A 21,783-nucleotide genomic window follows, 5' to 3' on the forward strand; every position below is an offset into this window, starting at 1 on the left:
GGGCCTCAGGTCGAGCTGCCCGAGGAGCTGTCCTGCTTGATGCCCTTGAGGATCTGGTCCAGCACCGAGGCGTCCGGTGCGGCCGGGTCGTCGTCCACGCCGCCCTCGAAGACCACGTAGCCGCCGCCCTTGGCCGGGACGGCGGCCAGCAGGACGTAGCCCTGGGTGCCGTCCGAGGTGCGGACGTGCCAGCGGACGGCGTAGCCGAGCACGCCGGCGACGCTGACGAAACCGGAGCCGGAGTCGGTGTGCGAGGTGATCCCGGTGAAGATCCCCCCGGCGTAGGCCGGCATCGCCGCGTCGGCGGCCGCCTTGGGCGAGTCGCCCTGGATGGTGTCCTTCTCGATCGAGAACTGGCCGCGGATGCAGGCGTTGCCGTCCGCGCAGGTGTAGCGGCCGCTGCCGAGGTAGACCGTGGAGTGCGCGGGGTTGGGCGACACGTCCCAGCCGTCGAACACCGGGACGGTGATCGCGTGCTGCGGGTCCGGGACGGTGCTCTTCACGACCGGGAGGGGCTTGGGCGGCGCGACGGTGGGCGTGCTCTGGGTCGGGCTGGGGGTCGGCTCGGGGCTGTCGCTCTGGCTGACCGACACGGTGGGGTTCGGGGTGGGGCCCGCCTTCGGGTCACTGCCCTGGCTGAGCACGATCCCGGCGATGAGCCCGCCCACGGCCAGCACGGCGACCGCGATGCCGATGATCACGCCGGGCTTGGTCTTCGTGGGACCCGGCGGCGGGTAGCCCGGGCCCGGGTAGCCGTAGCCCCCGCCCTGGTAGGCCTCCTGGCCGCCGTAGCCGTAGCCGGGGGTCTGCGCGCCGTACCCGGGGGTCGGCGCGCCGTAGCCCGGGGCCTGGCCCGCGTCCTGGACCGGGTAGCCGTAGCCGGCGGCGGGCGAGCCGCCCTGCGCCGGGTAGCCGTAGCCGGGCTGCGGGGATTGCGGGACAGGGGGCTGCCGGACCTGGGTCGGGGCGTCGGCGAGCTGCCCCGCGCCGCCCTGGAGCGGCCGGACCTCGCTGGTCCATGCGTTGCCGTCCCACCAGCGCTCGTGACCGGGGGTGCCGTCCGCACCGGGGACCGGGTACCACCCGGGAGGCGTCGAGTTGCTCACGGCCGTACGGTACCCGGCGGGGCGCCGCTCCAGACAGGGCGGATACGTCACGACTCTGCAGCGCCTCGCGTTCTGACGTGACGTCAGTTCGCGGACCTCAGCCGGCCAGGCGGCGGGCCATCCAGATGTCGTCCACGTACCGTCCGTCGATCAGGAACTCCTCGGCCAGCGAGCCCTCCACGACGAAGCCGCAGCTCTCGTACAGCCGCCGGGCCGGGGCGTTCCAGCCGAGCACCCGCAGGGTCATCCTGCGGGCGCCCTCGGCCAGGGCCGCCGCGCAGGCCGCCTCGACCAGGCGCCGCCCGACGCCCCGGCCTCGGGCCGTGTCGTCCACGGAGAGGCCCTGGATCTGCCGCACGTGCCGGTTGCTGGCCAGCGGGGTCGGCGGGACCTGGCGGATGTAGCCGACGATCCGGCCGTCCAGCACCGCGAGCAGGAACTGCTCGGGGGTGTGCCGCTCGTCGAAGACCGTCTCCTCGGCGGGCGGCTCCGGGGAGACGTCGGACAGGGTGGACCAGGAGGCGCGGTTGAGCGCGGCGAGTTCACGCTCGTCCTCGGGCCGGGCCGGGCGGATGATCAGATCGTCGCGGAACTCAAAGGACATGCGCGTCATGCTACTGAGCCGCACGCGAAGGTCTGCGGGGTTAAGTCCTGCGAGGATGGGCCCATGCGCATCGCTGTCACAGGCTCCACGGGATTGATCGGTTCGGCGCTCGTCCGCTCCCTGCTGGCGGACGGCCATGAGGTGGTCCGGCTTGTCCGGCGCCGGTCCAGGACCGGCCCGCAGCCCGACGGCAGCACGGCGATCGGCTGGAACCCGCTGCTCGGCCAGGTCGACCGGGACGGGCTGGCCGGGGTCGAAGCGGTGGTGCACCTGGCCGGCGCCGGGGTCGGCGACCGCCGCTGGACGGAGGCGTACAAGCGGGAGATCCGGGAGAGCCGGGTGTACGGCACGGAGACCCTCGCCGTCGCGCTGGCCGACCTCAAGGAGCCGCCGCGGGTGTTCGTCAGCGCCTCCGCGATCGGCTGGTACGGTCAGACCGGCGACCGGGTGATCGACGAGGACTCCCCCGCCGGGGACGACTTCCTGGCCGAGGTCTGCCTGGAGTGGGAGGCGGCCGCGCGGCCGGCCGAGCGGGCCGGGATCCGGGTCGTGCACCCGCGCACGGGGATGGTGCTCTCCACCGCCGGCGGGGCGGGCGCACGGCTGTTCCCCCTGTTCAAGCTGGGCCTGGGGGGACGCCTGGGCAGCGGGCGGCAGTACTGGAGCTACATCTCGCTGGCCGACGAGGTGGCCGCGCTGCGGTTCCTGATCGACCGGGAGGACCTCTCCGGCGCCTTCAACCTCACCGCGCCGGAGCCGGTGACCAACCGCGAGCTGACCACGGCGATCGGGCGGGCGCTGCGGCGGCCGACGCCGTTCCCGGTCCCGGAGGCGGTGCTCAGAACAGTGCTCGGCGAGCTGGCGGTCGAGGTGGTCGGTAGCCACCGGGTGGTGCCGCGGCGCCTGCTGGACGCGGGCTTCCGCTTCGCGCACCCGGACGTGGACTCGGCGGTGCGGGCGGCGCTCTGACTCCCACTTCGTGCGTAGGCCTCCTACGGCATTCGCGCTGGCCAGGGGCATATGCCGGGCGGGGGTCGGACGGGGCTCCGGGAGGGGGCGCACGGGAGCACACTGCGGGCGCGTCGCACTCCCCCGGTGACCGTACGCGCCCGCCGAGCCCGCAACCCGGTCGCCACGGCGCACTGTCCGTGACCGCGCCCCCGCCCGGCGCCGCGCAACCCCTCTCACCCCTCGCATCCGGTCCGCCGCGCTTGTCTGATGCTCACACTGACTGGGCATCACCTTCCTCGGACCGTGTCCCGGCACCCCGCTGCCTGCGTCGGCCGGAGCCCCGGGACCAGGGAGGGAGCACGCCAGTGCCCACGTACGACTTCACCCGCCGCGCCCGTCGACCGTCCGACCCGGACGTCGTCGTGGTCGGCGCCGGACTCGCGGGCCTGGTCGCCGCCCGCGCACTCACCGGCCACGGCCTCACCGTTCAGGTCCTGGAGACCACCGACCGGATCGGCGGCCGGATGGCCACCCGCGAGCTGGACGGATTCCGGCTCGACGACGGCAGCCACCTGCTGAACACCGCCTTCCCCGAGCTGCGCCGGACGCTCGACCTCGACCGCCTCGACCTGCGCAAGCTCACGCCCGGCGTGCTGGTGCACAGTGCCGGCCGCCGCTACCGCGCCGGAGACCCGCAGCTCACCACCGCCCGGCAGGCCGCCACCCGGGCGCCGCTCGGCAGCCCGCTGGACAAGGCCCGCCTCGGCAGCTGGCTCGGCCGGATCGCCACCACCCCGGCCGTCCGGCTGCAGGCCCGCCCGGAGACCACCGCCGCCCGCGCACTGGCCGGCCACGGCCTCGCCCCCCGCACCGTGGACGGCTTCCTACGCCCGCTGCTCAGCGCGCTGCTCAGCGATCCGACGCTCGGTACCAGCAGCCGGATCGCCGACCTGGTGCTGCGCTCCTACGCCCGCGGCCGGCTCTGTCTGCCCGCAGACGGGATCGCGGCCGTGCCGGCCCAACTGGCCGCCGCGCTACCCGTCGGCACCGTCCGGACCGGGGTGCAGGTCACCTCGATCTCCGCCGACGGCGTGGAGACCCTCACCCATGGGCGGATCGGTGCCCTGGCCGTCGTGGTCGCCACCGACGCCCGCTCCGCCGCCGAACTGCTGCCCGGGCTGCGGCTTCCGGACTTCCACCCCGTCACCACCTTCTTCCACACGGCCGACCGCGCCCCGCTGAACGAGGCCGTGCTGCTGCTCGACGGTGACCGGCCGAACGGGCACCCGCCGCTGGTCTCGCACTCGCTGGTGGTCAGCGAGCTGCACCCGTCCTTCGCCCCGGCCGGGCAGGCGCTGATCGCCACCACCGTGCTCGGGCGGCGCTCCTTCGACGCGGGCGGCCCGGCCGGGCTGGAACCGGCCGTCCGGGCCCGGCTCGCCGAGCTGTACGGCGCCTCGACGGCGGGCTGGCAGTTCCTCAGCGTGCGGCACGTCCCGGACGCGCTGCCCGCGATGCCGCCGCCGCACAACCCCCGCCGACCGGTGCGGGTGCTGGCCGGGCTGTACGCCGCCGGGGGCCACCGGGACACCAGCACCGTGCAGGGCGCGCTGGTCTCCGGGCGGCGGGCGGCACAGGCGGTGCTGCGCGACCTCGGGCTGCCGGCGGACGCGCGGGAGGCCGAGGCGGCGGCCTGAGGCGGCCGCCCCGAGTCGTGCTGTCCAGGCGTCCGCCAGCGGTCTGCCGGGGTGACGGACCGACGGCGCGCCAGGGTGCCGACACGACAGTTCTGACTCCTCATCGGATGCTTTCCACCGTTCGGCCGGATGCCCGGTGGGATCGACGCGCTCTCCCAGTTCGGCCTGGCCCTGCCGATGTTCCTGGCCGGGTACGAGATCGACTTCGCCAAGCTGCGCGGTGACCCGCTGAAACGGGCGGGCACCGCGTGGCTGGTCTCCGTCGTGGTGACCCTCGGGGTGGGCGCGCTGGTCAACCGGGTCCCGCTGGACGACGCCTTCGCCGGGCCCGCGCTCAGTGGACGACGGGCACCTGCCGTCCCCCACGGCGGCGGCGCCGGCCGGCGTCGGGATGCCGTCGGCGCTGCTGTTCCCGTTGGCGGCGCAGCGGGTGCACGAGGGCGCCCGCCCGCCGGTGGCCGCGGCTGCCGAGCAGCCGCGGGTCCGGGCCGAGAGTTGGCGAGTTCCCGGCCCGGTTTCCGTGCGGGTGGTCAGATCACCCCCGCCTGGCGGGCCGTCTCCTCGAAGGCACGGGCCACCGGGCTGCCCCGGTAGGGGGTGAGGCGGCGGTGGAAGTCCCGGACGTACTCCAGCGAGCGGGCCGAGCGCATCTCCCCGGCCGCGCGCAGCGCGTCGGTGGCCATGGTGCAGGCCTCGTCGAGGTCGCCCATGCCGAGCCGGGCGGTGGCCAGCACCAGCCGGCAGAAGATCCGGCTGCGCGCGTAGGCGGGTGAGCGCAGTCGCAGCGACTTCTCGGCGTGCTGCGCGCAGGTGCGCCACTGCTGGAGGTCGCGGTAGCAGTGGGCGAACTCGTCGGAGAGCTGGGCCTCGTCGAAGTACCGCGCCCAGGACGGTAGTTCGTCGCCCGTCCGGGAGGCCGCGAGCGAACGCTCGGCCCGTACCAGGGCGGTGGTGCAGGAGCGGACGTCGCCCAACAGGCCGTGCCCGCGCGCCTCGGCGGCGTGCATCAACGACTGGACCACCGGCGGGACGGCGGTGCCCACGCCCTGCTGGGCGACCCGGGCGAGCTGGACGGCCTCCCGGCCGTGGCCGAGGTGGACGGCCTGCTGGCTCATCGTCACCAGGACGTAGCCGCCGAGCGCGCGGTCCCCGGCGGCCTGGGAGAGGCGCAGCGCCTGGACGAAGTAGCGCTGGGCGAGGCCGTGCGCGGCGATGTCGAAGGACGTCCAGCCGGCCAGCCTGGTCAGGTCGGCGACCGCACCGAACAGGGCCCGGCCGATCTGCTCGCCGTAGCGGCCGCGCAGCATCGGCTCGGCCTCGCTCTCCAGGTAGCGGACCAGTGCCTGGCGGGCGTGGCCGCCGCCGTAGGCGTGGTCGAGCGCGCGGAAGAGGTCGCCGACGGCGCGGATGGCGGCGATGTCGCCGCGGCCGACGCGCAGGGCGGGGCGCGCCTCACGGGTCGGGTCGGTGTACGACGGTTCGACGGCGGTGGGCGGGCGGCGGCTCTGGGTGGGCACCCGGCCGATGGTGGCGGCGGTGCCGGTGGTTCCGGTGGTGCTGCGGGAGCCGGGGACGCCGACGGCCGGGCCGCGCGCGGGGCTCATGGTGGGTGCGCCGGGCGCGCTCGGGGTGCCCGGCGCCGGTGCGGTGGCGGTGGCGCTCGGTGGCCCGGTGGCGGCGTCGGGGCGGACCAGGGTGGAGCCGTCGCGGGCGACGCGCTCGTCGGTGCGGCCGATCAGCCAGTCCCGGCTGGGGACGACCAGGCCGGCCGGAGTGAAGGCGATCCGGCGCAGCTCGGACTGCGGGCCGTTGTCCTTGCGCCACATGCTCGCCACGATGTCCACCGCCTCCTGCGGGGTCTCGGCGAACTCCAGGCCCGCGTAGACCGGGGCGCAGGCGTCCAGGCCGAGGTCCTGGGCGGTGAGGCGGCGGCCGAGGCGGCGGGTGAAGACCTCGGCGATCAGCGCCGGGGTGGCGCCGCGGGGCTGCTGGCCGCGCAGCCAGCGGGTGACCGAGGTCTTGTCGTAGCGCAGGTCGAGGCCGTGTTCCAGGCCGAGCTGGTCGACCCGGCGGGCCAGGCCGGCGTGCGAGAAGCCGGCCTCCTCGATCAGCGCGGCGAGCTGGCCGTTCTGCGGGGTCGGGCCGGAGTGGCCGGTGTGGCTGCCGTGGCCGCTGGTGGTCGCGGGGGCGGGTGCGGCGGTGGCTTCGTGCCGGTTGGGTGTTGCCTGCACGGGCAGCCGCAGTTCGTCGGCGGTCGGGGCGTCGGCGGTCAGCGTGTCGCCGGTCAGGGCGTTGGGGGCCAGGGCGTCGGGGGCATCCGGAAGGGTCCGGCCGACCGGACCTCGGTGCTGGCCGAGCGGGTCGAGCGGTCCGTACGCCGGGCTGTCGGTTGCAGGCCGTTGGGGCATGTCAGTCAACACCTCTCGGACGTCGCACCGGGCTCTACCAGCACTTCGGCTGCCTGGGGCGGCGCCCCCTGTCGGGAATCGGCGTGAATGTAGCGAGCATTCGGGCGCTATGGGTGGATCTGACCGAGCAATCCTCCGAACGGGTGAAGCATCCGCGCCCATTGTGGGGAAGCGAGGTCAAGATGGGTTTGGCCGTCCAGGGTCGAACCGTCGATCGATCGTCATGTTGGTTTCCGCCACAGGGAACCCGGATGCTGTAGTGGACCGCCACATGGGAGCCGCGCCGCCGGATTCCTACCGTTCTCGGCCATGGACACCTCTACTGCCCGCCCGCTCGACGGCCGTACGGCCCTGGTGACCGGAGCCGCCTCGGGCATCGGCCGGGCCTGTGCCGAGGCCTTCGCCGGGGCCGGCGCCCGGGTCTACGTCGTCGACCTCGCGGCCGACCCGGCCCGGGAGCTCGCGGAGCGGATCGGCGGGCGCGCGATCGTCACCGACCTCGCCGACCCCGAGGCCGTGGACGCCCTGCCGGACGACGCCGACATCGTGGTCAACAACGCCGGCCTGCAACACGTCGCGCCCGTGCACGAGTTCCCGGTCGACCGCTTCACCCTCATCCAACGCGTCATGGTCGAGGCCCCGTTCCGCATCCTGCGCCGCACCCTGCCCCACATGTACGAACAGGAGTGGGGCCGGATCGTCAACATCTCCTCCGTCCACGGCCTGCGCGCCAGCGCCTTCAAGTCCGCGTATGTCACCGCCAAGCACGCCCTGGAGGGCCTGAGCAAGACCGTCGCCCTCGAAGGCGCCCCCCACGGCGTCACCAGCAACTGCCTCAACCCGGGCTACGTCCGAACTCCTTTGGTGGAGAAGCAGATCGCCGCCCAGGCGCTCGCCCACGGCGTCCCCGAGGACGAGGTCGTCGAGCGGATCATGCTCGACCGCACCGCCGTCAAGCGCCTCATCGAACCCTCCGAGGTCGCCCACCTCGCCCTCTACCTCTGCACCCCGCCCGCCGCCTACATCACCGGCACCAGCCTCCCCGTCGACGGCGGCTGGACGGCGCGCTGAGCTCCCTCCACTTCTCGGAGGCAATCGACCTCAAAACCAGAACAAATTCGGCCGGGCCTGTGCGAAGGGCACAGGCCCGGCCGTCTCTATTAGCAACGTCGCCGCTTCTGCAGAGCCGAAGCGGCGACGGGCAACCGGGTGGGGGGTGGGCAACGGCGAGGAACCGAGACAGTTATGGGGCAGTTGGCCATATCAACCCCCGGGACCATGCGGGTCGGTCACATAGTCCCGGGGCGCGGGGTTCCTACCTTGTCCGGTGCGCATCCCACCGACCGGGGGATGCGGGAGGAGATCGAATACCGAGTAGAGCCCGATGAGTTCACCCGGGCGAAGCCCAGTTCCCCGCGGCGCTTTCCGTCACGGCCTGCCGCACCCGCTCCTGCAGGTCGTCCCCCGGTTGGAGGCTACGCACATTGACCGCCGGGCCGGCTGTCCCGACGATCAGGAAGCGCTGCTCGGGATGGGCCTTGGCGGCGGCTTCGACGGCCGGCGCGAATTGCCCGTCGACGGAGGCGGAAATGATGAGTGAGCAGTTCTTCAGGATCAGGCCGCCGATGGCGCCGTCCGCCTTGGCGGGGTCGGCGGTCACATAGCTGGCCCGCGCGTGCAGCGGGCCGGTGGCGGCCTGGGTGCCGGCCCAGGCCCGGGTGGCGGGCGAACCGGGCGCGAGACCGGTGGTGTCGGTGATCAGGCAGGCGTTGAAAGCGATGAACGGCTGGGTCGCCGTCGGCTTGGGGGCCGGGTGCGCCGAGGAGCAGCCGGTCAGCAGCGCCAGGAGCAGGGTGCCCGCGACTCGTGTGACTGACTGCGATCGCATGGCTGTCGCTCCTGATGCTCGTCTTGATCGATGTCGATCATAAGGCACCCGCCAGGCATGGGATTCGTCAGAGCCTTTCATGTTTTGGGCGTATTTGAGCCGCCATCACCCTGCGGAGAGACCGTCAAGACTCGTCACGCGAGCCGCACGGAATCTCACCCGTCCACACCGAACACCCTCACACCCAGTCATGGCGCATACGCACGACCAGCCAGTTGGCGCGTACGCGCCCTGACGGAATGTCGACAGATGGACACATTGATCTCCTTGCTGATAGAACCGCGCCGCTTAATGTGATCTTCATAATTGGAGGGAATTGTGCGCCCGCGTTCAGGGTTGCTACCACCTGCCGGCGGCAGGAGGCGTCTGCTGCGGTGGACGTCGTCATTGACGACACTGGTGGTCGGCTTCGGTGTCGTGACCGACGCCGCCAGTGCGGTACCGCTACCGGCGACGGCCGTCGCCACGGTGGCGAGCAAGCGGATCGACAGCAGCAAGGTGTCCACGCCGCAGCAGGGTTCGGGTTCAGCGGCGAACCGGCCGCACCAGGCGTCGACGGCTGACACCCGCGGGACCGACACCGGGCCGGCCGCCGGGCATGGTCCTGGTGCGGCTCCCGGCCAGCTGCCGCCGTTCGATCCGAAGAACCGTCTGGCCAGCCCGTTCCAGGTGGACGGCTCGGGCCAGGTCAAGGCGTCGCCGACGGGTGCTCCCGGCAAACCGGCCCTGACCGGTTTCGACGCGGGGAAGAGCACCGAGGACACCGGCAAGCGCAACGACCACGAGAAGGTCTTCAAGAACCCGGACGGCACCCAGACGGTGCGGACCTACGCGGGCCGGGTCTCCTACCCCAACCCGGACGGCAGTTGGTCGGACATCGACCCCACCCTGGTGCCGGCCCCCGCTTCGACCGCGGCTCCCACGTCGACCGCGACCCACGCTTCGTTCCTGGCCGCCGCCCCGACCGTGGTCACCGCCCGGACGGCCTCCGCCACCGAGGCCACGCCGCAGGCCAGCCCGAAGCTGACCAAGAAGGCCGACTCCCAGGACGTGGAGTTCGCCACCGACGCGACCGACCCGCAGCTGATGTCGATCAGCGGGGACGGGAAGAACCGGGTCTCCTTCGGCCTTGACGGCGCCGCACCCGTACAAGGACACGTCTCCGGCAGCGAGGTGACCTTCCCGGGTGTCCGCCCCTCCGCCGACCTGGAGCTGAAGAGCGTCAACGAGGGTTTCAAGGAGACCATCGTCCTCCACGACGCCAACGCGCCGACGGAGTGGACGTTCCCGATCAAGTCCTCGGGCCTGACGCCGAAGATCGCCGCCAACGGCGACGCGGTGTTCACCGACGCCTCCGGGGCGGTGAAGGTGACCGTCCCGGCCGGAACGATGACGGACGCCAACATCGACCCCCGCTCGGGTGAGGGCGCGTTCTCCAACGGCGTGAAGTACTCGATCGTCGACGACCACGGCGGCAAGGCCCTGCGGGTCAGCGTGGACGCGGCCTGGGTCCACGACCCCGCCCGGGTGTTCCCCGTGAAGGTCGACCCGTCCTCGGCGAACACCAACACCGACACCTCGGCGTTCTTCGAGTACAACCTCGTCTCCGGGATGACCAACATCCCCAGCAGCTCCAGCAACGCGAACCTGAAGGTCGGCGACTACGACGGCTCGCACGCCGCGGCCGGCTACGTCCGGTTCCCGGTGCAGACCTCGATCCCGAACGCCTCGGTGATCGGCGGCGGCGTGAACCTCTACACCGTCTGGTCCGGCTACTGCGCCGCGGCCGAAGAGGTCGACGTCAAGGCCATCACCGGCGGCTGGAACCTCAACAGCTCGCAGTCGTGGCCGGGCGTCGGCTACAGCGGCAACATCATGGGCCGGGCCTCCTTCACCGGCGGCACCGGCACCGGCTGCGGCGGCTCGCAGTGGGAGCGGATCCCGCTGAACAGCGACGGCGCCAACCAGGTCACCTCCTGGACGCACGGCGGCGCCAACAACGGTTTCCTGCTGTACGGGTCGGCCAACGACGTGTACCACTGGAAGCAGTTCAGCTCCGCCGCGGCCTCCTCCAACATCCCCTTCCTGGACGTCACCTACGCCCCGGACGACGCGAGCTTCAACTTCTCGAGCACCTGGGACTACTACCCCTCGCACATCCAGCAGGGCCTGATCGCCGTCACCGTCACCAACACCTCGTCCAACACCTGGACGGCCGGGTCCGGCAACGGCTCGTACGCGCTGGGCTCGCGCACCTACCGCAGCGACGGCTCGCTGGTCGGCTGGGGCACCTCGGTCTCGCTGCCCAACAACGTCGGCCCGAACCAGTCGGTGAAGCTGGAGGCGGTCAGCCCCGCGCTGCCCCCCGGGACGTACACGCTGTGCTGGGAGATGGAGAAGCGCGGCTCCTACGCGTTCAGTGACGTCGGCGGGCACAACGCCTGCTGGTCGTACACCATCAACAACATCGCGCCGCAGGTCGACACCTCCTACCCGCCGAACAACGCCTCCGAGCCGACGCTGACGCCGACCCTGTTCGCGTCCGGCCACGACCCGGACAACTGGCCGGCCACCGGGCTGACCTACAAGTTCGGGGTCTGCTCCGGCACCCCGGCCGCGCCGGTCAACTGCTTCGACTCCGGCGCCCTCGCCGGCTCGACCAGCTGGCAGGTACCCACGGGCAAACTCGCCTGGGGCCAGTCCTACTTCTGGCAGGTCTGGATATCCGACGGCAACGCCACCGCGGGACCGTTCGTCCAGGGCTACGTCAACACGACGGTCGCCCAGCCGCAGATCACCTCGCACCTGACCGAGAACCCGGCGGCGCGCGGTTTCGACCCGCAGAGCGGCAACTACAGCATCGAGTCGACCGACTCCACCGTGGCGACCGCCGGTCCGGCGCTGGAGGTGCGCCGCACCTACAACAGCCTCGACCCCCGCACCAACGGCATGTTCGGCGCGAGCTGGATCTCCCCGCTGGACATGCGGGCGACCATCGACGACGACGGTTCGAACAACGTCCTTGTCACCAACGCCGACGGCCGTCAGATCCGGTTCGGCTGCAACCCGAACACCGCCGCCGGCGCTCCGTGCACCTCGTACGTTCCGCCGCAGGGCATGTACGCCACCCTGACCGCGCAGACCGGCGCCAACAACGCGATCACCTCGTTCGTCCTGACCGAGAAGGGCGGCACCGCCTACACCTTCAACGTCTCCTCCGCGAACCCGGCCAGCTTCCTGCTGGCGCAGGTGAAGGACTCCGACGGCCGCGTCAACTCCCTCTCCTACGACGGCTCCGGGCTGCTGCAGAGCATCACCAGCGGCACCAGTGGCCGGGCCCTGCACCTCGGCTGGAGCACGCCGGCCGGCGCGACCGCGCCGCACGTGGCCCGCGTGTTCACCGACCCGGTCGTCGGGACCGACCAGAACACCGACCTCACCTACCTCTACTACTACACCGGCGACACGCTGACCAAGGTCTGCCCGCCGACCTCGACGACCGCCTGCACGAACTACGCCTACAACACCGGCTCCCACTACAGGACCGCGGTCCTGGACGCCGGCCCGCAGTCCTACTGGCGGCTGAACGAGCCGGCCGGCGCCACCGCAGCGGCCAGCAGCGTGACGGCCAACGAGGGCAACGACAACGCCGCGTACAGCAACGTCACGCTGGGCCAGACCGGTTCGACCGCCGGCTCGCCGGCGACCACGGCGTCGTTCAACGGCACCAACTCCTCGATCCGCCTGCCGGACAACACGATCTCGTCCACGGCGAACCTCGCGATCGAGCTCTGGTTCAAGACCACCACCACGACGGGCGGCAACCTGGTCGCCTACCAGGACGTCCCGCTGGGCAACACGGCGACCAACTGGACGCCGGCGCTGTGCCTCGGCACCGACGGCAAGCTGCGCGGTGAGTTCTGGCAGGGCGCGGCGACGCCGATCACCTCGGCGAACCCGGTCAACGACGGCTACTGGCACCACGTGGTGCTCTCCGGCGCCCAGACCACGCAGACGCTGTACCTGGACGGGCAGCAGGTCGGCACCCCCCTGGCCGGCGCCATCGCCAACTCCAAGCAGCCCTACGCCTACGTCGGTTCGGGCTACTCCAGCCCGGACTGGGACGGCCAGGCGCGCGGCGACCGGTACTTCAACGGCCAGATCTCCGACGTCGCGGTCTACAACCACCCCGTCGGCGCGGCCACCGCGGCAACCCACAACCAGGTCGGCCGCAACGCCGCCCAGGCCCTGCTGACCAAGGTCACGCTGCCGTCCGGCAACGTGCAGGCCCAGGTCGGCTACGACCTCGCGGCCGACCGGGTCAACCAGGTCACGGACGCCAACGGCGGCATCTGGAAGCCGAACGCCCCCGCGGTGACCGGTTCCTCCGGCGTCTACCGCGCCGCGGTCCAGGCCTCGAACCCGCAGGGCTACTGGCGGCTGGCCGACACCGCCGGCACCGACGCGGCCAACGTGTACGGCACCGGCTACGGCAGCTACGACCGCACCACGCTCGGTGTGCCGGGCCCGTACTCCTCTGGTGACGTCACCGCCGCCTCCTTCGACGGTTCGTCCTCCTGGATGCAGCTGCCGTCCGGGCTGGTGCCGGACCACGGTCCGTCCGCGGTGGAGCTGTGGTTCAACACCACGACGCCGGGTGGGGTGCTGTTCTCCTACTCCGCCCAGGTGGTGAACGACCCCAACGGTCCGCTGGGGTACTACACCCCGGCGCTGTACGTGGGCCAGGACGGCAAGCTGCAGGGCGAGTTCTGGGACGGCAACGCCACCGCGATGGCCTCCAGCAGCTCGGTGGCCGACGGCAAGTGGCACCACGTGGTGATGTCCACCGACGCCACCGGTGCGGGACAGTCGCTGTACCTGGACGGCAACCAGATCGGTTCCAAGGCGAACACCGTCAGCCAGACCGGCTGGGGCATGACCAACGTCTACCTCGGCGCCGGTCTGATCAACGGCAACTGGCCCGACAACCCGACCGACCAGGCCGGGCACTTCAAGGGCAGCATCAGTGAGTTCGCCTTCTACAACCACCAGTTGACCGCGGCGGACGTCACCGGCCACTTCCAGGCCCACGCCAACAGCACCACGGCGCTGACCACCACGGCGACCGTCACGGACCCGACCGGCAAGACCGTCTCGTCGTCCTACGACCCCAACAACAACGGCCGCATGGTCTCCTCCACCGACGCGCTCGGTGCGACCACCAAGTACGGCTACGACACCGGTGGCTTCCTGCTCACCGTCACCGACCCGAACGGCAACACCAAGACCGATGGTCATGACGCCCGGGGCAACGTGGTCAGCGAGACCACCTGCCAGGACCAGAACCACCAGGTCTGCTCAACCACCTACCACAGCTACTACCTGAACCCGGCCAACCCGCTCGACCCGCGCAACGACGCGGTGACCGACACCCGGGACGGCCGCTCGGCCTCGGCGACCGACAACACCTACTGGACCCACAACGATCTGGACGCAGCCGGACGCCTGATCGCCACCACGACCCCGCCGTACGCCAACGGCACCGGCCGCAAGTCCACCACCACCTACACGGCCGGCACGGAAGCGGCCGCCGACTCCGGCACCGTGCCTCCGGGCCTGCTGGCCAGCAAGACGACCGCGGGCGGTGCGACGGCGACCTACAGCTACTTCCACAACGGCGACCTGGCCCAGGTCACCGACCCGGCCGGTCTGGTGACCAAGTACGCCTACGACCAGCTGGGCCGGATGACCAGCCACACCGCCTACGACTCGGTGAGCTACCCGAACGGCCTGACCACCACGGCGACCTACGACGGCGAGGGCAAGTTCCTCACCCAGACCGAGCCGGCGGTCACCGACCGCGTCACCGGCGCGGTCCACACGGAACAGACCACCTTCACCTACGACGCCGACGAGCGCGTCCTGACCGAAGTCAAGGCCGACCTCACCGGCAAGGACGCCTCGCGGACCGAGACGTTCACCTACAACAACCTCGGCCAGGTGGTCACCACCACCGACGCGGCCGGCAACAGCGAGAGCTTCGGCTACGACGCCTACGGCAACCGGAACGCCAAGACCGACGCCAACGGCACCACCATCGCCTACGCCTACTCGCCCCGCGGCGAGCTGCAGACCAGCACGCTCAAGGGCTTCACCGGCGACCCGACCGCGCCGTCCGCGGCCACCGATCTGGTGCTGGAGTCCAAGGCGTACGACCCGGCCGGCCGACTCGCCTCGCACACCGACGCGGTGGGCCGGACAAACTCCTACACCTACTACGACAACAACCTCGTCAAGACCGAGCAGCGCGCCGACACCACGGGTGCCTCGCTCCAGCTGCACGCCTTCACCTATGACGGCGCGGGAGACCGTCTCTCGGACCTCGCCGACGGCGAGACCCTGACCAACTACACGGTCGACGCCGCCCACCGGGTCACCTCCGAGGCCGTCAAGGTCGGCCTGGACACGACCAGCCAGCCGATCTGGCGCACCACCGCGATGACGTACGACGCGGACGACCACGAGACGTCGGTCAGCCGGACCGACTCGACCGGCGCGCTGACCGAGCAGACCGACTACACCTTCGACCCGATGGGACGTGAGCTCACCAGCGTCGTGCACAACGGCGCCGCCAACCTGACCACCACGTGGAAGCGGGACAAGCGCGGCCTGGTGACGACGGAGATCGACCCCAACGGGGACGAGACCGACTTCGCCAACGACGAGGCCGGCCGCCACTCCTACACCTCCGAGCCGACCCGGTCGGTCGAGGCGGTGGGCGGCACGGCCGTGACCGCCGCGCCGTACCTCACCTTCGGCTACAACACCTTCGGTGAGCAGACCTCGCACTCCGACCAGCGGGGCAACGTCTGGTACACCACCTACGACGCGGTGGGCAAGGTCACCGGCACCATCGAGCCGTCCTACACGGCACCCGGCGCCACGACCGCGATCACCCCGACCACCAGCAACACCTACGACAAGCTCGACCAGCTGGTCTCGCACACCGACCCGCTCGGCAACACCACGAGCTACGTCTACGACCAGCTGGGCCGCGAGGTCACCAAGACCGACCCGGCCGTGGGCGGCGCGACCACCGGCGGCGTGTGGCACTACAGCTACGACGCCGTGGGCGAGCAGCTCGCGCAGACCGACCCCACCGGTGCGGCGCAGCAGGCCACGTACGACTTCATGGGCCGCAAGCTGACCGAGACCATGGTCGAGCGCTCCCCGTCGGCCGCGGCGTACACCACCACGCTGGCGTACAGCAGCACCGACGACCTGGCCTCGGAGACCTCTCCGACCGGGGTGGTGACCACCTTCGGCTACAACCTGGCCCACGAGAAGACGAGCCAGACCGACGCCTTCGGCAACACCACCACCTACGCGTACGACGCCGTCGGCCACGAGGTGCGGATCACCGACCCGTCGGGCACCGGCCAGAACACGGTCTGGGACCCGGCCGGCCGGATCACGTCGGTGAGCGACTTCGACGCCACCGGCAAGACCCTGCGTGCGCGCAGCCTCGCCTACGACGCCGCGGGCAACATCACCTCGGCGACCTCGGCGCTCGGCTACACGGTCGCCTACACGTACGACACCGACCACCACCAGCTGACCGAGACGGAGACGACCGCGCCCGGCGCGACCATCACCACTTCCGTCGGCTACGACGCGGCCGGCAACCGCACCCGCTACACCGACGGGCGCGGCAACAACTTCCTGACCACCTACAACAGCTGGAACCTGCCCGAGTCCCAGATCGAACCGACCACCACGGCCTACCCCAACGCGGGCGACCGCAGCTACACCACCGGCTACGACGCGGACGGACAGCCCGTCACCCTGGCGGAGCCGGGCAACGTCACCCGCAACCGCACCTACGACCCGCTCGGACGGCTGACCAAGGAGACCGGCACCGGCGCCGAGAGCGCCACCCGGGACCACACCTTCGGCTACGACCTGATGGGCCGGGTCACCTCTGCGGCCACTCCCACGACGAACGACACGTTCGCCTACAACGACCGCGGGCAGCTGCTGTCCGCCGCAGGCCCCTCCGGGACCTCCTCCTTCGCCTATGACGGCGCGGGGAAGGCGACCACCAGGACGGACGCCTCCGGCACCTCCACCTACACCTACGACAAGGCCGGCCGACTGGCCACCCTGGCCGACCCGGTCACCGCGACCACGGCCACCTACGGCTACGACAAGGACTCCCAGCCCGCCACCGTCAACTACGGGGCCGGCAACAACACCAGGAACCTCTCCTTCGACCCGCTGCACCGACTCACCGGCGACAGCGTCACCACCGCCGGTGGTGCCACCGTCTCGTCCATCGCGTACGCCTACAACCTCGACGACCAGATGACGTCGAAGACCACCACGGGCTTCGCCGGCGCAGCCACCAACACCTACACCTACGACCAGACCGGGCGCCTGACCTCGTGGAACAACGGGACCGCGAACACGGCGTACGCCTACGACGCGTCTGGTAACCGCACCCAGATCGGCTCGCGGGCACAGACCTACGACGCCCGTAACCGGCTGATCTCGGACGGCACCGCGAGCTACACCTACACGGCCCGCGGCACCATGTCCGGCAAGACCCCGACCGGGTCGACGGCCACCGAGGCCATGCAGTTCGACGCGTTCGACCGGCTCAAGGCCGACGGGACGCAGAGCTACGACTACGACGCCCTCGACCGGATGGTGACCACCGGGTCGACCACGCTGGCCTACTCGGGCACCGGCAACGAGGTCGCCTCGGACGGCACCGCCACCTACTCTCGCGACCCCCATGGCGCGATCACCGGCATCTCCCAGGGAGGCACCAACACCATCGCCCTGACCGACCAGCACGAAGACCTGGTCGGCGACTTCACCGCGGCGGGCACGGCGCTGGCCGACTCAGCGGCGTACGACCCGCTGGGCAACACCATCGCCACCGGCGGTGCCAAGCACCTGCTCGGGTTCCAGTCCGGCTACACGGACCCGACCACGGGCAAGGTCAACATGCTGTCCCGCTGGTACGACCCGTCGACCAGCAACTTCGTCTCGCGCGACACCTACAACCCCGACCACGTCGTCTCGGACCTCCCCGACCGCTACGCGGCCGAGGGCATGGACCCGTGGTGGTCGGACCCCAACCCGAGCATCGGCCAGGACCGTTACGCCTACGCCGATGGTGACCCGCTGGCCTTCACCGACCCCGACGGGCACTGCCCCAAGTGGTTGAAGTCGGCCTGCCACGTCGTCGGCAAGGCCGTCGACAAGGTCGAATCGGCCGGGTCGGAGATCATCCACCACCCGATGGACGCCGTGGGCACGGGGCTCAACTTCGTCTACCAGGTGTCCGGCGCGGCCGACGTGGTCAACTGCGCGGAACACCCCGGGTGGGGCAACTGCGGTCAGGCCCTACTCGCCGTCGCCTCCTACGTCCCGGTGGTCGGCGAGGCCGCGATCCCGCTGCGCGCAGCATCCATGGCCTCGAAGGCCGCTCGCGTCGCCAGCACCGTGGGCAAGGGCGCACGCGCCATCAACACCGTCATCTACGGAGCCCACGTCGCCAGCGACGTCTACCACGGCAACTACAAGCAGGCCTTCAAGGACGTCGCCAGCTACATGGTCGTCGGCAAGCTCGCCAAGCACGCGGGCCCTGGCGCCAAGCGCGGCGCGACCTGGCTCGGTGAGACGCGCCACGGCCGCCCGGTCAAGATCGCGGTCAACAACCAGATCAGGCAGGCGAAGAACAAGTTCAAGAACAAGCACTGGCCGCAGATCAGCCGGCAGGAGCAGGCTGCCCACTACGCGGGTACAAAGGAGCACAACCGGCGGATCAATCCTCCCGCCAATTCCAAAAAGGGGCCCCAGTCGACATCGATCTGGACCGTCAGCAACAAGCGCGCGGAATTCCTGACGCATGTAGCGTGGAAGATCGGCAGGAAGACCGGTAAAGACGGAGGTGAGCGGGTGCTCCGGCTCCCCCGCCGCTTCACCGTGGGAACCATCGAGAACATCGACCGAAGCTCCTCGCACTTCGGTCAGGTCCGACCGCAGCACAGGGTCCGAGTGACGATCGGGAAGGGGAAGATCCATGGCACGCCCTGGGGATAGCAGCCAGGAGGCCCGCATCGAGGGCTATCTCGACCGTGCCCGCCTCACCTACGGCACTCTGGAAGACCCTGATTTCAGCTTCACGGCCAGGGCCTTCAACGAGCAGCCCTACCGCGATCTGGTCGCGGAACTCGCCGAGATCGTCAAGGTCGAGGACATGACCGACCTGAACGACAACACTTGCTTCGACTACGACCTGATCCAGCGCCGCGCCGAGTGGAAGCTGAAGCTGTCCATGGTCGGCCCGTACGCCATGCTCACGCGCGTGACCAGGGGCTGGCCGCGGAGATTCCGCATCCTCAGCGTCGAGGTGGTCGAGGAACCGGCCGCCGGCACCGAGCAGGCCATCGTCGAGCTGGTCCGGGAGGCAGGGTTCACGATGATCTCCGCGGCGGACGCCGAGTACTCGGTCCGCTTCGCTGCCGACCCGGGCGCCGAGCCGGTGGACGGCCCGCTCTATCGGGTTCTGTTCAGCACCATCCCCGAGGAGGTGGAGGACCTCTCCTGGCGATATCGGTACTAGTGGCCGGTAACTAGCGATACCGCGGCCAGGGATCGGGCGGCTTTCCGCCCGATCCCTGGCCGCAGTCTTCCGGCATGAACGCAAGAGGACCAGGCAATCCGAGATCTTCAGACGAGGATCTCAACGCATATAGCGCGGAAGTCCGGCAGGCGGACCAAGATTCCCGGGGGTGAGCGGGTGCTCCAGCTCCCCCGCTGCCATGGATGACAGTTGAGCAGTACCTGACCGGGGCGGGGCGCCGAGCGCCCCGCCCCGGTCTGCTTGAGCACGGACATTCTTTTGGAGACCGAGGAAGACATGACGTCCGACAAGCCCACCTACGAACCGGCGCGCGACGCACGCGACCTGGAGGAGGCCGCCGCCACCGAGAGCGGCGAGCAGCGCCTGTACTACCTCGGGCAGGCCGCCCTGTGCTGGTCCGACGACGACAACCACGCCCGGGCCCTGGAACTCCTCTCCGAAGTCACGGCGGCCCGCCACGAGTACCCGGACCAGAACTGGGTGCTCCCGCTCCACGCCTACGAGCTGTTCACCGTCGGCCGGGCCGACGAGGCCTGGGCGGTGGTCGAGGCCGCCGAGAAGCACATCCGCTCGGCCGGCGGCTCCTACGACCACGAGCAGCTCGCCGGCTACCTGGCCGACGCCGGCCACCTCGACCGGGCCCTCGACCACTACACCGCGGCCCTGGAACTCCTGCTGGGCGGCGACGACCGCCCCGACCGCAACCCCGCGCGGAGGCGCTCCGCCCAGGAGGCCTCCCCGGTGCCACGGATCCGCACGGCCCGGCGGCAGATCCGCGAGCAACTCGGCCTGCCCGAGGACGCCCTGGACCGCACGCCCGATCCCGTCGCCCCCCAGCGCCCGTCCTTCGCCGCCCGCTGGCGCCTCAGGCGCCGCAGGTAACACGGAGAAGCACCGCGCGAGAGTCCTCCAGGGCAGCCTGGAGGACTCTCACGCTTGTGAGGCACGTGGTCCCAGTGCCCATGCTCGCCGTCTCAGGTATGTGGGTTGCCGACATGGGCCGCAGGCCCGGGAATTCCTACGTTGTGGCGACATCGTCCGCTCCCCCCTGGACCTGGAAGTGGTGACCCATGAAGGACCCTGCACGTGGTTCGGCGGCGACCGGTTCACTCCCGCGAGTGGTGGCCGCGAGTCTGATCGGCACGACGATCGAGTGGTACGACTACTTCCTCTACGGGACGGCGGCGGCCCTGGTGTTCGGGAAGGTGTTCTTCCCGAACAGCGATCCACTGACCGGGACGCTGCTGTCGTTCCTGACCTATGCGATCGGGTTCGCGGCACGGCCGCTCGGGGCGTTGGTGTTCGGGCACTTCGGGGACCGGGTCGGGCGCAAGAAGCTGCTGGTGGTGAGCCTGCTGCTGATGGGCGGGTCGACCACGGCGATCGGGTTGCTGCCGACGTACGGGTCGGTCGGGGTGGCGGCGCCGGTGCTGTTGACGACGCTCCGGCTGGTGCAGGGCTTCGCGCTCGGCGGGGAGTGGGGCGGGGCGGTCCTGCTGGTGTCGGAGCACGGGGACCGGCGGCGGCGGGGGTTCTGGGCGTCGTGGCCGCAGGGCGGGGCGCCGGCCGGGAACCTGCTGGCGGCGGGGGTGCTGTCGTTGATGACGGCGGTGCAGTCGGACAGCGCGTTCCTGGCGTGGGGGTGGCGGGTGCCGTTCCTGCTGTCGGCGGTGCTGGTCGGGGTCGGGCTGTGGATCCGGCTGGCGGTGGAGGAGTCGCCGCTGTTCCGGCAGGCGACGGCGAACAAGCCGGAGTCCGAACCGGCGCCGCTGGTGGGGGTGTTGAAGCACCACTGGCGGGAGGTGCTGGTGGCCATGGGCGCGCGGATGGCGGAGAACATCTCGTACTACGTGATGACGACCTTTGTGCTCACGTACGCCGTCAGTCACGCCCACTTCGACAAGCAGAGCGCGCTGAACGCCGTACTGATCGCCTCGGCGATCCAGTTCGCGCTGATCCCGCTGTTCGGCGCGCTGTCGGACCGGGTCGGGCGCAAGCCGGTGTACCTGGTGGGCGCGGCCGGGGTCGGGATCTGGGCGTTCGTGTTCTTCGGGATGGTGGACACCAGATCGTTCGGGGCGCTGGTGCTCGCGGTGACCGTCGGCCTGGTGTTCCACAGCGCCATGTACGCGCCGCAGGCGGCCTTCTTCTCCGAGCTGTTCGCGACCAGGCTGCGGTACTCGGGGGCCTCGATCGGCGCCCAGTTCGCGTCGGTGGCGGCCGGGGCGCCCGCCCCGCTGATCGCGACCGCGCTGCTCAAGGACTACGGCAACGCCACCCCCATCTCGGTGTACGTGGCCCTCGCGGCGGTGATCACGGTGCTGGCGGTGCTGTGCGCACGGGAGACCAGGGGGCAGGACCTCACCGAGGCCGAGGAGCAGCCGTCGGACGGCACGGCGGTCAAAAAGCCCGCTGTGGCCTGACGGTTGAGCCGATAGCATCGCGATTCCTCGCAACCGTCGGAACCGACGC

Annotated in this window: 12 protein-coding genes; 8 read left to right on the plus strand and 4 right to left on the minus strand. The window is 71.0% G+C overall.

Features of this window, described 5'->3' with window-relative positions; all coding sequences use genetic code 11:
• Positions 1-5: 5 nt before the first annotated feature.
• On the minus strand, positions 6-1,106 hold the full coding sequence (locus ACWC9T_RS21420) for a DUF2510 domain-containing protein (protein ID WP_449822625.1): 1,101 nt from the start codon (positions 1,104-1,106) through the stop codon (positions 6-8).
• A 97-nt stretch (positions 1,107-1,203) separates the two neighbouring features.
• Positions 1,204-1,710 (minus strand): N-acetyltransferase family protein, encoded by a 507-nt coding sequence (locus ACWC9T_RS21425; protein ID WP_449822626.1) that lies wholly within the window; start codon positions 1,708-1,710, stop codon positions 1,204-1,206.
• A 63-nt stretch (positions 1,711-1,773) separates the two neighbouring features.
• Here ACWC9T_RS21425 and ACWC9T_RS21430 point away from each other — a divergent pair, with 63 nt between their 5' ends.
• The 3 genes from ACWC9T_RS21430 to ACWC9T_RS21440 all read left to right on the plus strand — a co-directional run bounded on the left by ACWC9T_RS21430 (position 1,774) and on the right by ACWC9T_RS21440 (position 4,952).
• Entirely contained in the window at positions 1,774-2,679 is a 906-nt protein-coding gene (locus ACWC9T_RS21430) for a TIGR01777 family oxidoreductase (protein WP_449822627.1), read from the plus strand.
• Between the two features lie 347 nt (positions 2,680-3,026).
• Positions 3,027-4,358, plus strand: coding sequence for an NAD(P)/FAD-dependent oxidoreductase (locus tag ACWC9T_RS21435; protein WP_449822628.1), 1,332 nt, complete (start codon positions 3,027-3,029; stop codon positions 4,356-4,358).
• A 129-nt stretch (positions 4,359-4,487) separates the two neighbouring features.
• Positions 4,488-4,952, plus strand: a complete 465-nt coding sequence (locus ACWC9T_RS21440; protein WP_449822629.1) for a hypothetical protein — start codon at positions 4,488-4,490, stop codon at positions 4,950-4,952.
• On the opposite strand, the gene ACWC9T_RS21445 is transcribed toward ACWC9T_RS21440, so the two are convergent.
• Complete coding sequence (locus tag ACWC9T_RS21445; RefSeq protein WP_449822630.1) at positions 4,889-6,766, minus strand: regulator; 1,878 nt, start codon at positions 6,764-6,766, stop codon at positions 4,889-4,891. The genes ACWC9T_RS21440 and ACWC9T_RS21445 overlap by 64 nt on opposite strands.
• Before the next feature lie 309 nt (positions 6,767-7,075).
• Between ACWC9T_RS21445 and ACWC9T_RS21450 the strand changes: the two genes are divergently transcribed.
• A complete protein-coding gene (locus ACWC9T_RS21450; RefSeq protein WP_449822631.1) occupies positions 7,076-7,837 on the plus strand; it encodes a 3-hydroxybutyrate dehydrogenase in 762 nt (253 codons plus the stop codon).
• A gap of 319 nt (positions 7,838-8,156) precedes the next feature.
• Here the strand turns inward: ACWC9T_RS21450 and ACWC9T_RS21455 are convergent, their stop codons facing one another.
• Entirely contained in the window at positions 8,157-8,654 is a 498-nt protein-coding gene (locus ACWC9T_RS21455) for a hypothetical protein (RefSeq protein ID WP_449822632.1), read from the minus strand.
• 387 nt (positions 8,655-9,041) lie between these two features.
• Here ACWC9T_RS21455 and ACWC9T_RS21460 point away from each other — a divergent pair, with 387 nt between their 5' ends.
• The 4 genes from ACWC9T_RS21460 to ACWC9T_RS21475 all read left to right on the plus strand — a co-directional run bounded on the left by ACWC9T_RS21460 (position 9,042) and on the right by ACWC9T_RS21475 (position 21,734).
• Positions 9,042-18,767 (plus strand): LamG-like jellyroll fold domain-containing protein, encoded by a 9,726-nt coding sequence (locus ACWC9T_RS21460; RefSeq protein ID WP_449822633.1) that lies wholly within the window; start codon positions 9,042-9,044, stop codon positions 18,765-18,767.
• Positions 18,748-19,290 carry a hypothetical protein gene (locus tag ACWC9T_RS21465; protein WP_449822634.1) on the plus strand — a complete coding sequence of 181 codons (543 nt, stop codon included), beginning with the start codon at positions 18,748-18,750 and terminating at the stop codon, positions 19,288-19,290. Before ACWC9T_RS21460 ends, ACWC9T_RS21465 begins: the two co-directional genes overlap by 20 nt.
• 297 nt (positions 19,291-19,587) lie before the next feature.
• The gene (locus ACWC9T_RS21470; protein ID WP_449822635.1) at positions 19,588-20,193 is read left to right on the plus strand and encodes a hypothetical protein; all 606 of its coding nucleotides are present in this window, start codon (positions 19,588-19,590) and stop codon (positions 20,191-20,193) included.
• Between the two features lie 188 nt (positions 20,194-20,381).
• Entirely contained in the window at positions 20,382-21,734 is a 1,353-nt protein-coding gene (locus tag ACWC9T_RS21475) for an MFS transporter (protein ID WP_449822636.1), read from the plus strand.
• Positions 21,735-21,783: the final 49 nt, after the last annotated feature.

Source organism: Kitasatospora sp. NPDC001159 (assembly GCF_053598235.1).

Excerpts from the sequence above, each read along its gene's own strand:
- ACWC9T_RS21425 (WP_449822626.1), bottom strand. The coding sequence starts at position 1,710 with ATGTCCTTTGAGTTCCGCGACGATCTGATCATCCGCCCGGCCCGGCCC.
- ACWC9T_RS21430 (WP_449822627.1), top strand. The coding sequence starts at position 1,774 with ATGCGCATCGCTGTCACAGGCTCCACGGGATTGATCGGTTCGGCGCTC.
- ACWC9T_RS21440 (WP_449822629.1), top strand. The coding sequence starts at position 4,488 with ATGCCCGGTGGGATCGACGCGCTCTCCCAGTTCGGCCTGGCCCTGCCG.
- ACWC9T_RS21445 (WP_449822630.1), bottom strand. The coding sequence starts at position 6,766 with ATGCCCCAACGGCCTGCAACCGACAGCCCGGCGTACGGACCGCTCGAC.
- ACWC9T_RS21450 (WP_449822631.1), top strand. The coding sequence starts at position 7,076 with ATGGACACCTCTACTGCCCGCCCGCTCGACGGCCGTACGGCCCTGGTG.
- ACWC9T_RS21455 (WP_449822632.1), bottom strand. The coding sequence starts at position 8,654 with ATGCGATCGCAGTCAGTCACACGAGTCGCGGGCACCCTGCTCCTGGCG.
- ACWC9T_RS21465 (WP_449822634.1), top strand. The coding sequence starts at position 18,748 with ATGGCACGCCCTGGGGATAGCAGCCAGGAGGCCCGCATCGAGGGCTAT.
- ACWC9T_RS21470 (WP_449822635.1), top strand. The coding sequence starts at position 19,588 with ATGACGTCCGACAAGCCCACCTACGAACCGGCGCGCGACGCACGCGAC.
- ACWC9T_RS21475 (WP_449822636.1), top strand. The coding sequence starts at position 20,382 with ATGAAGGACCCTGCACGTGGTTCGGCGGCGACCGGTTCACTCCCGCGA.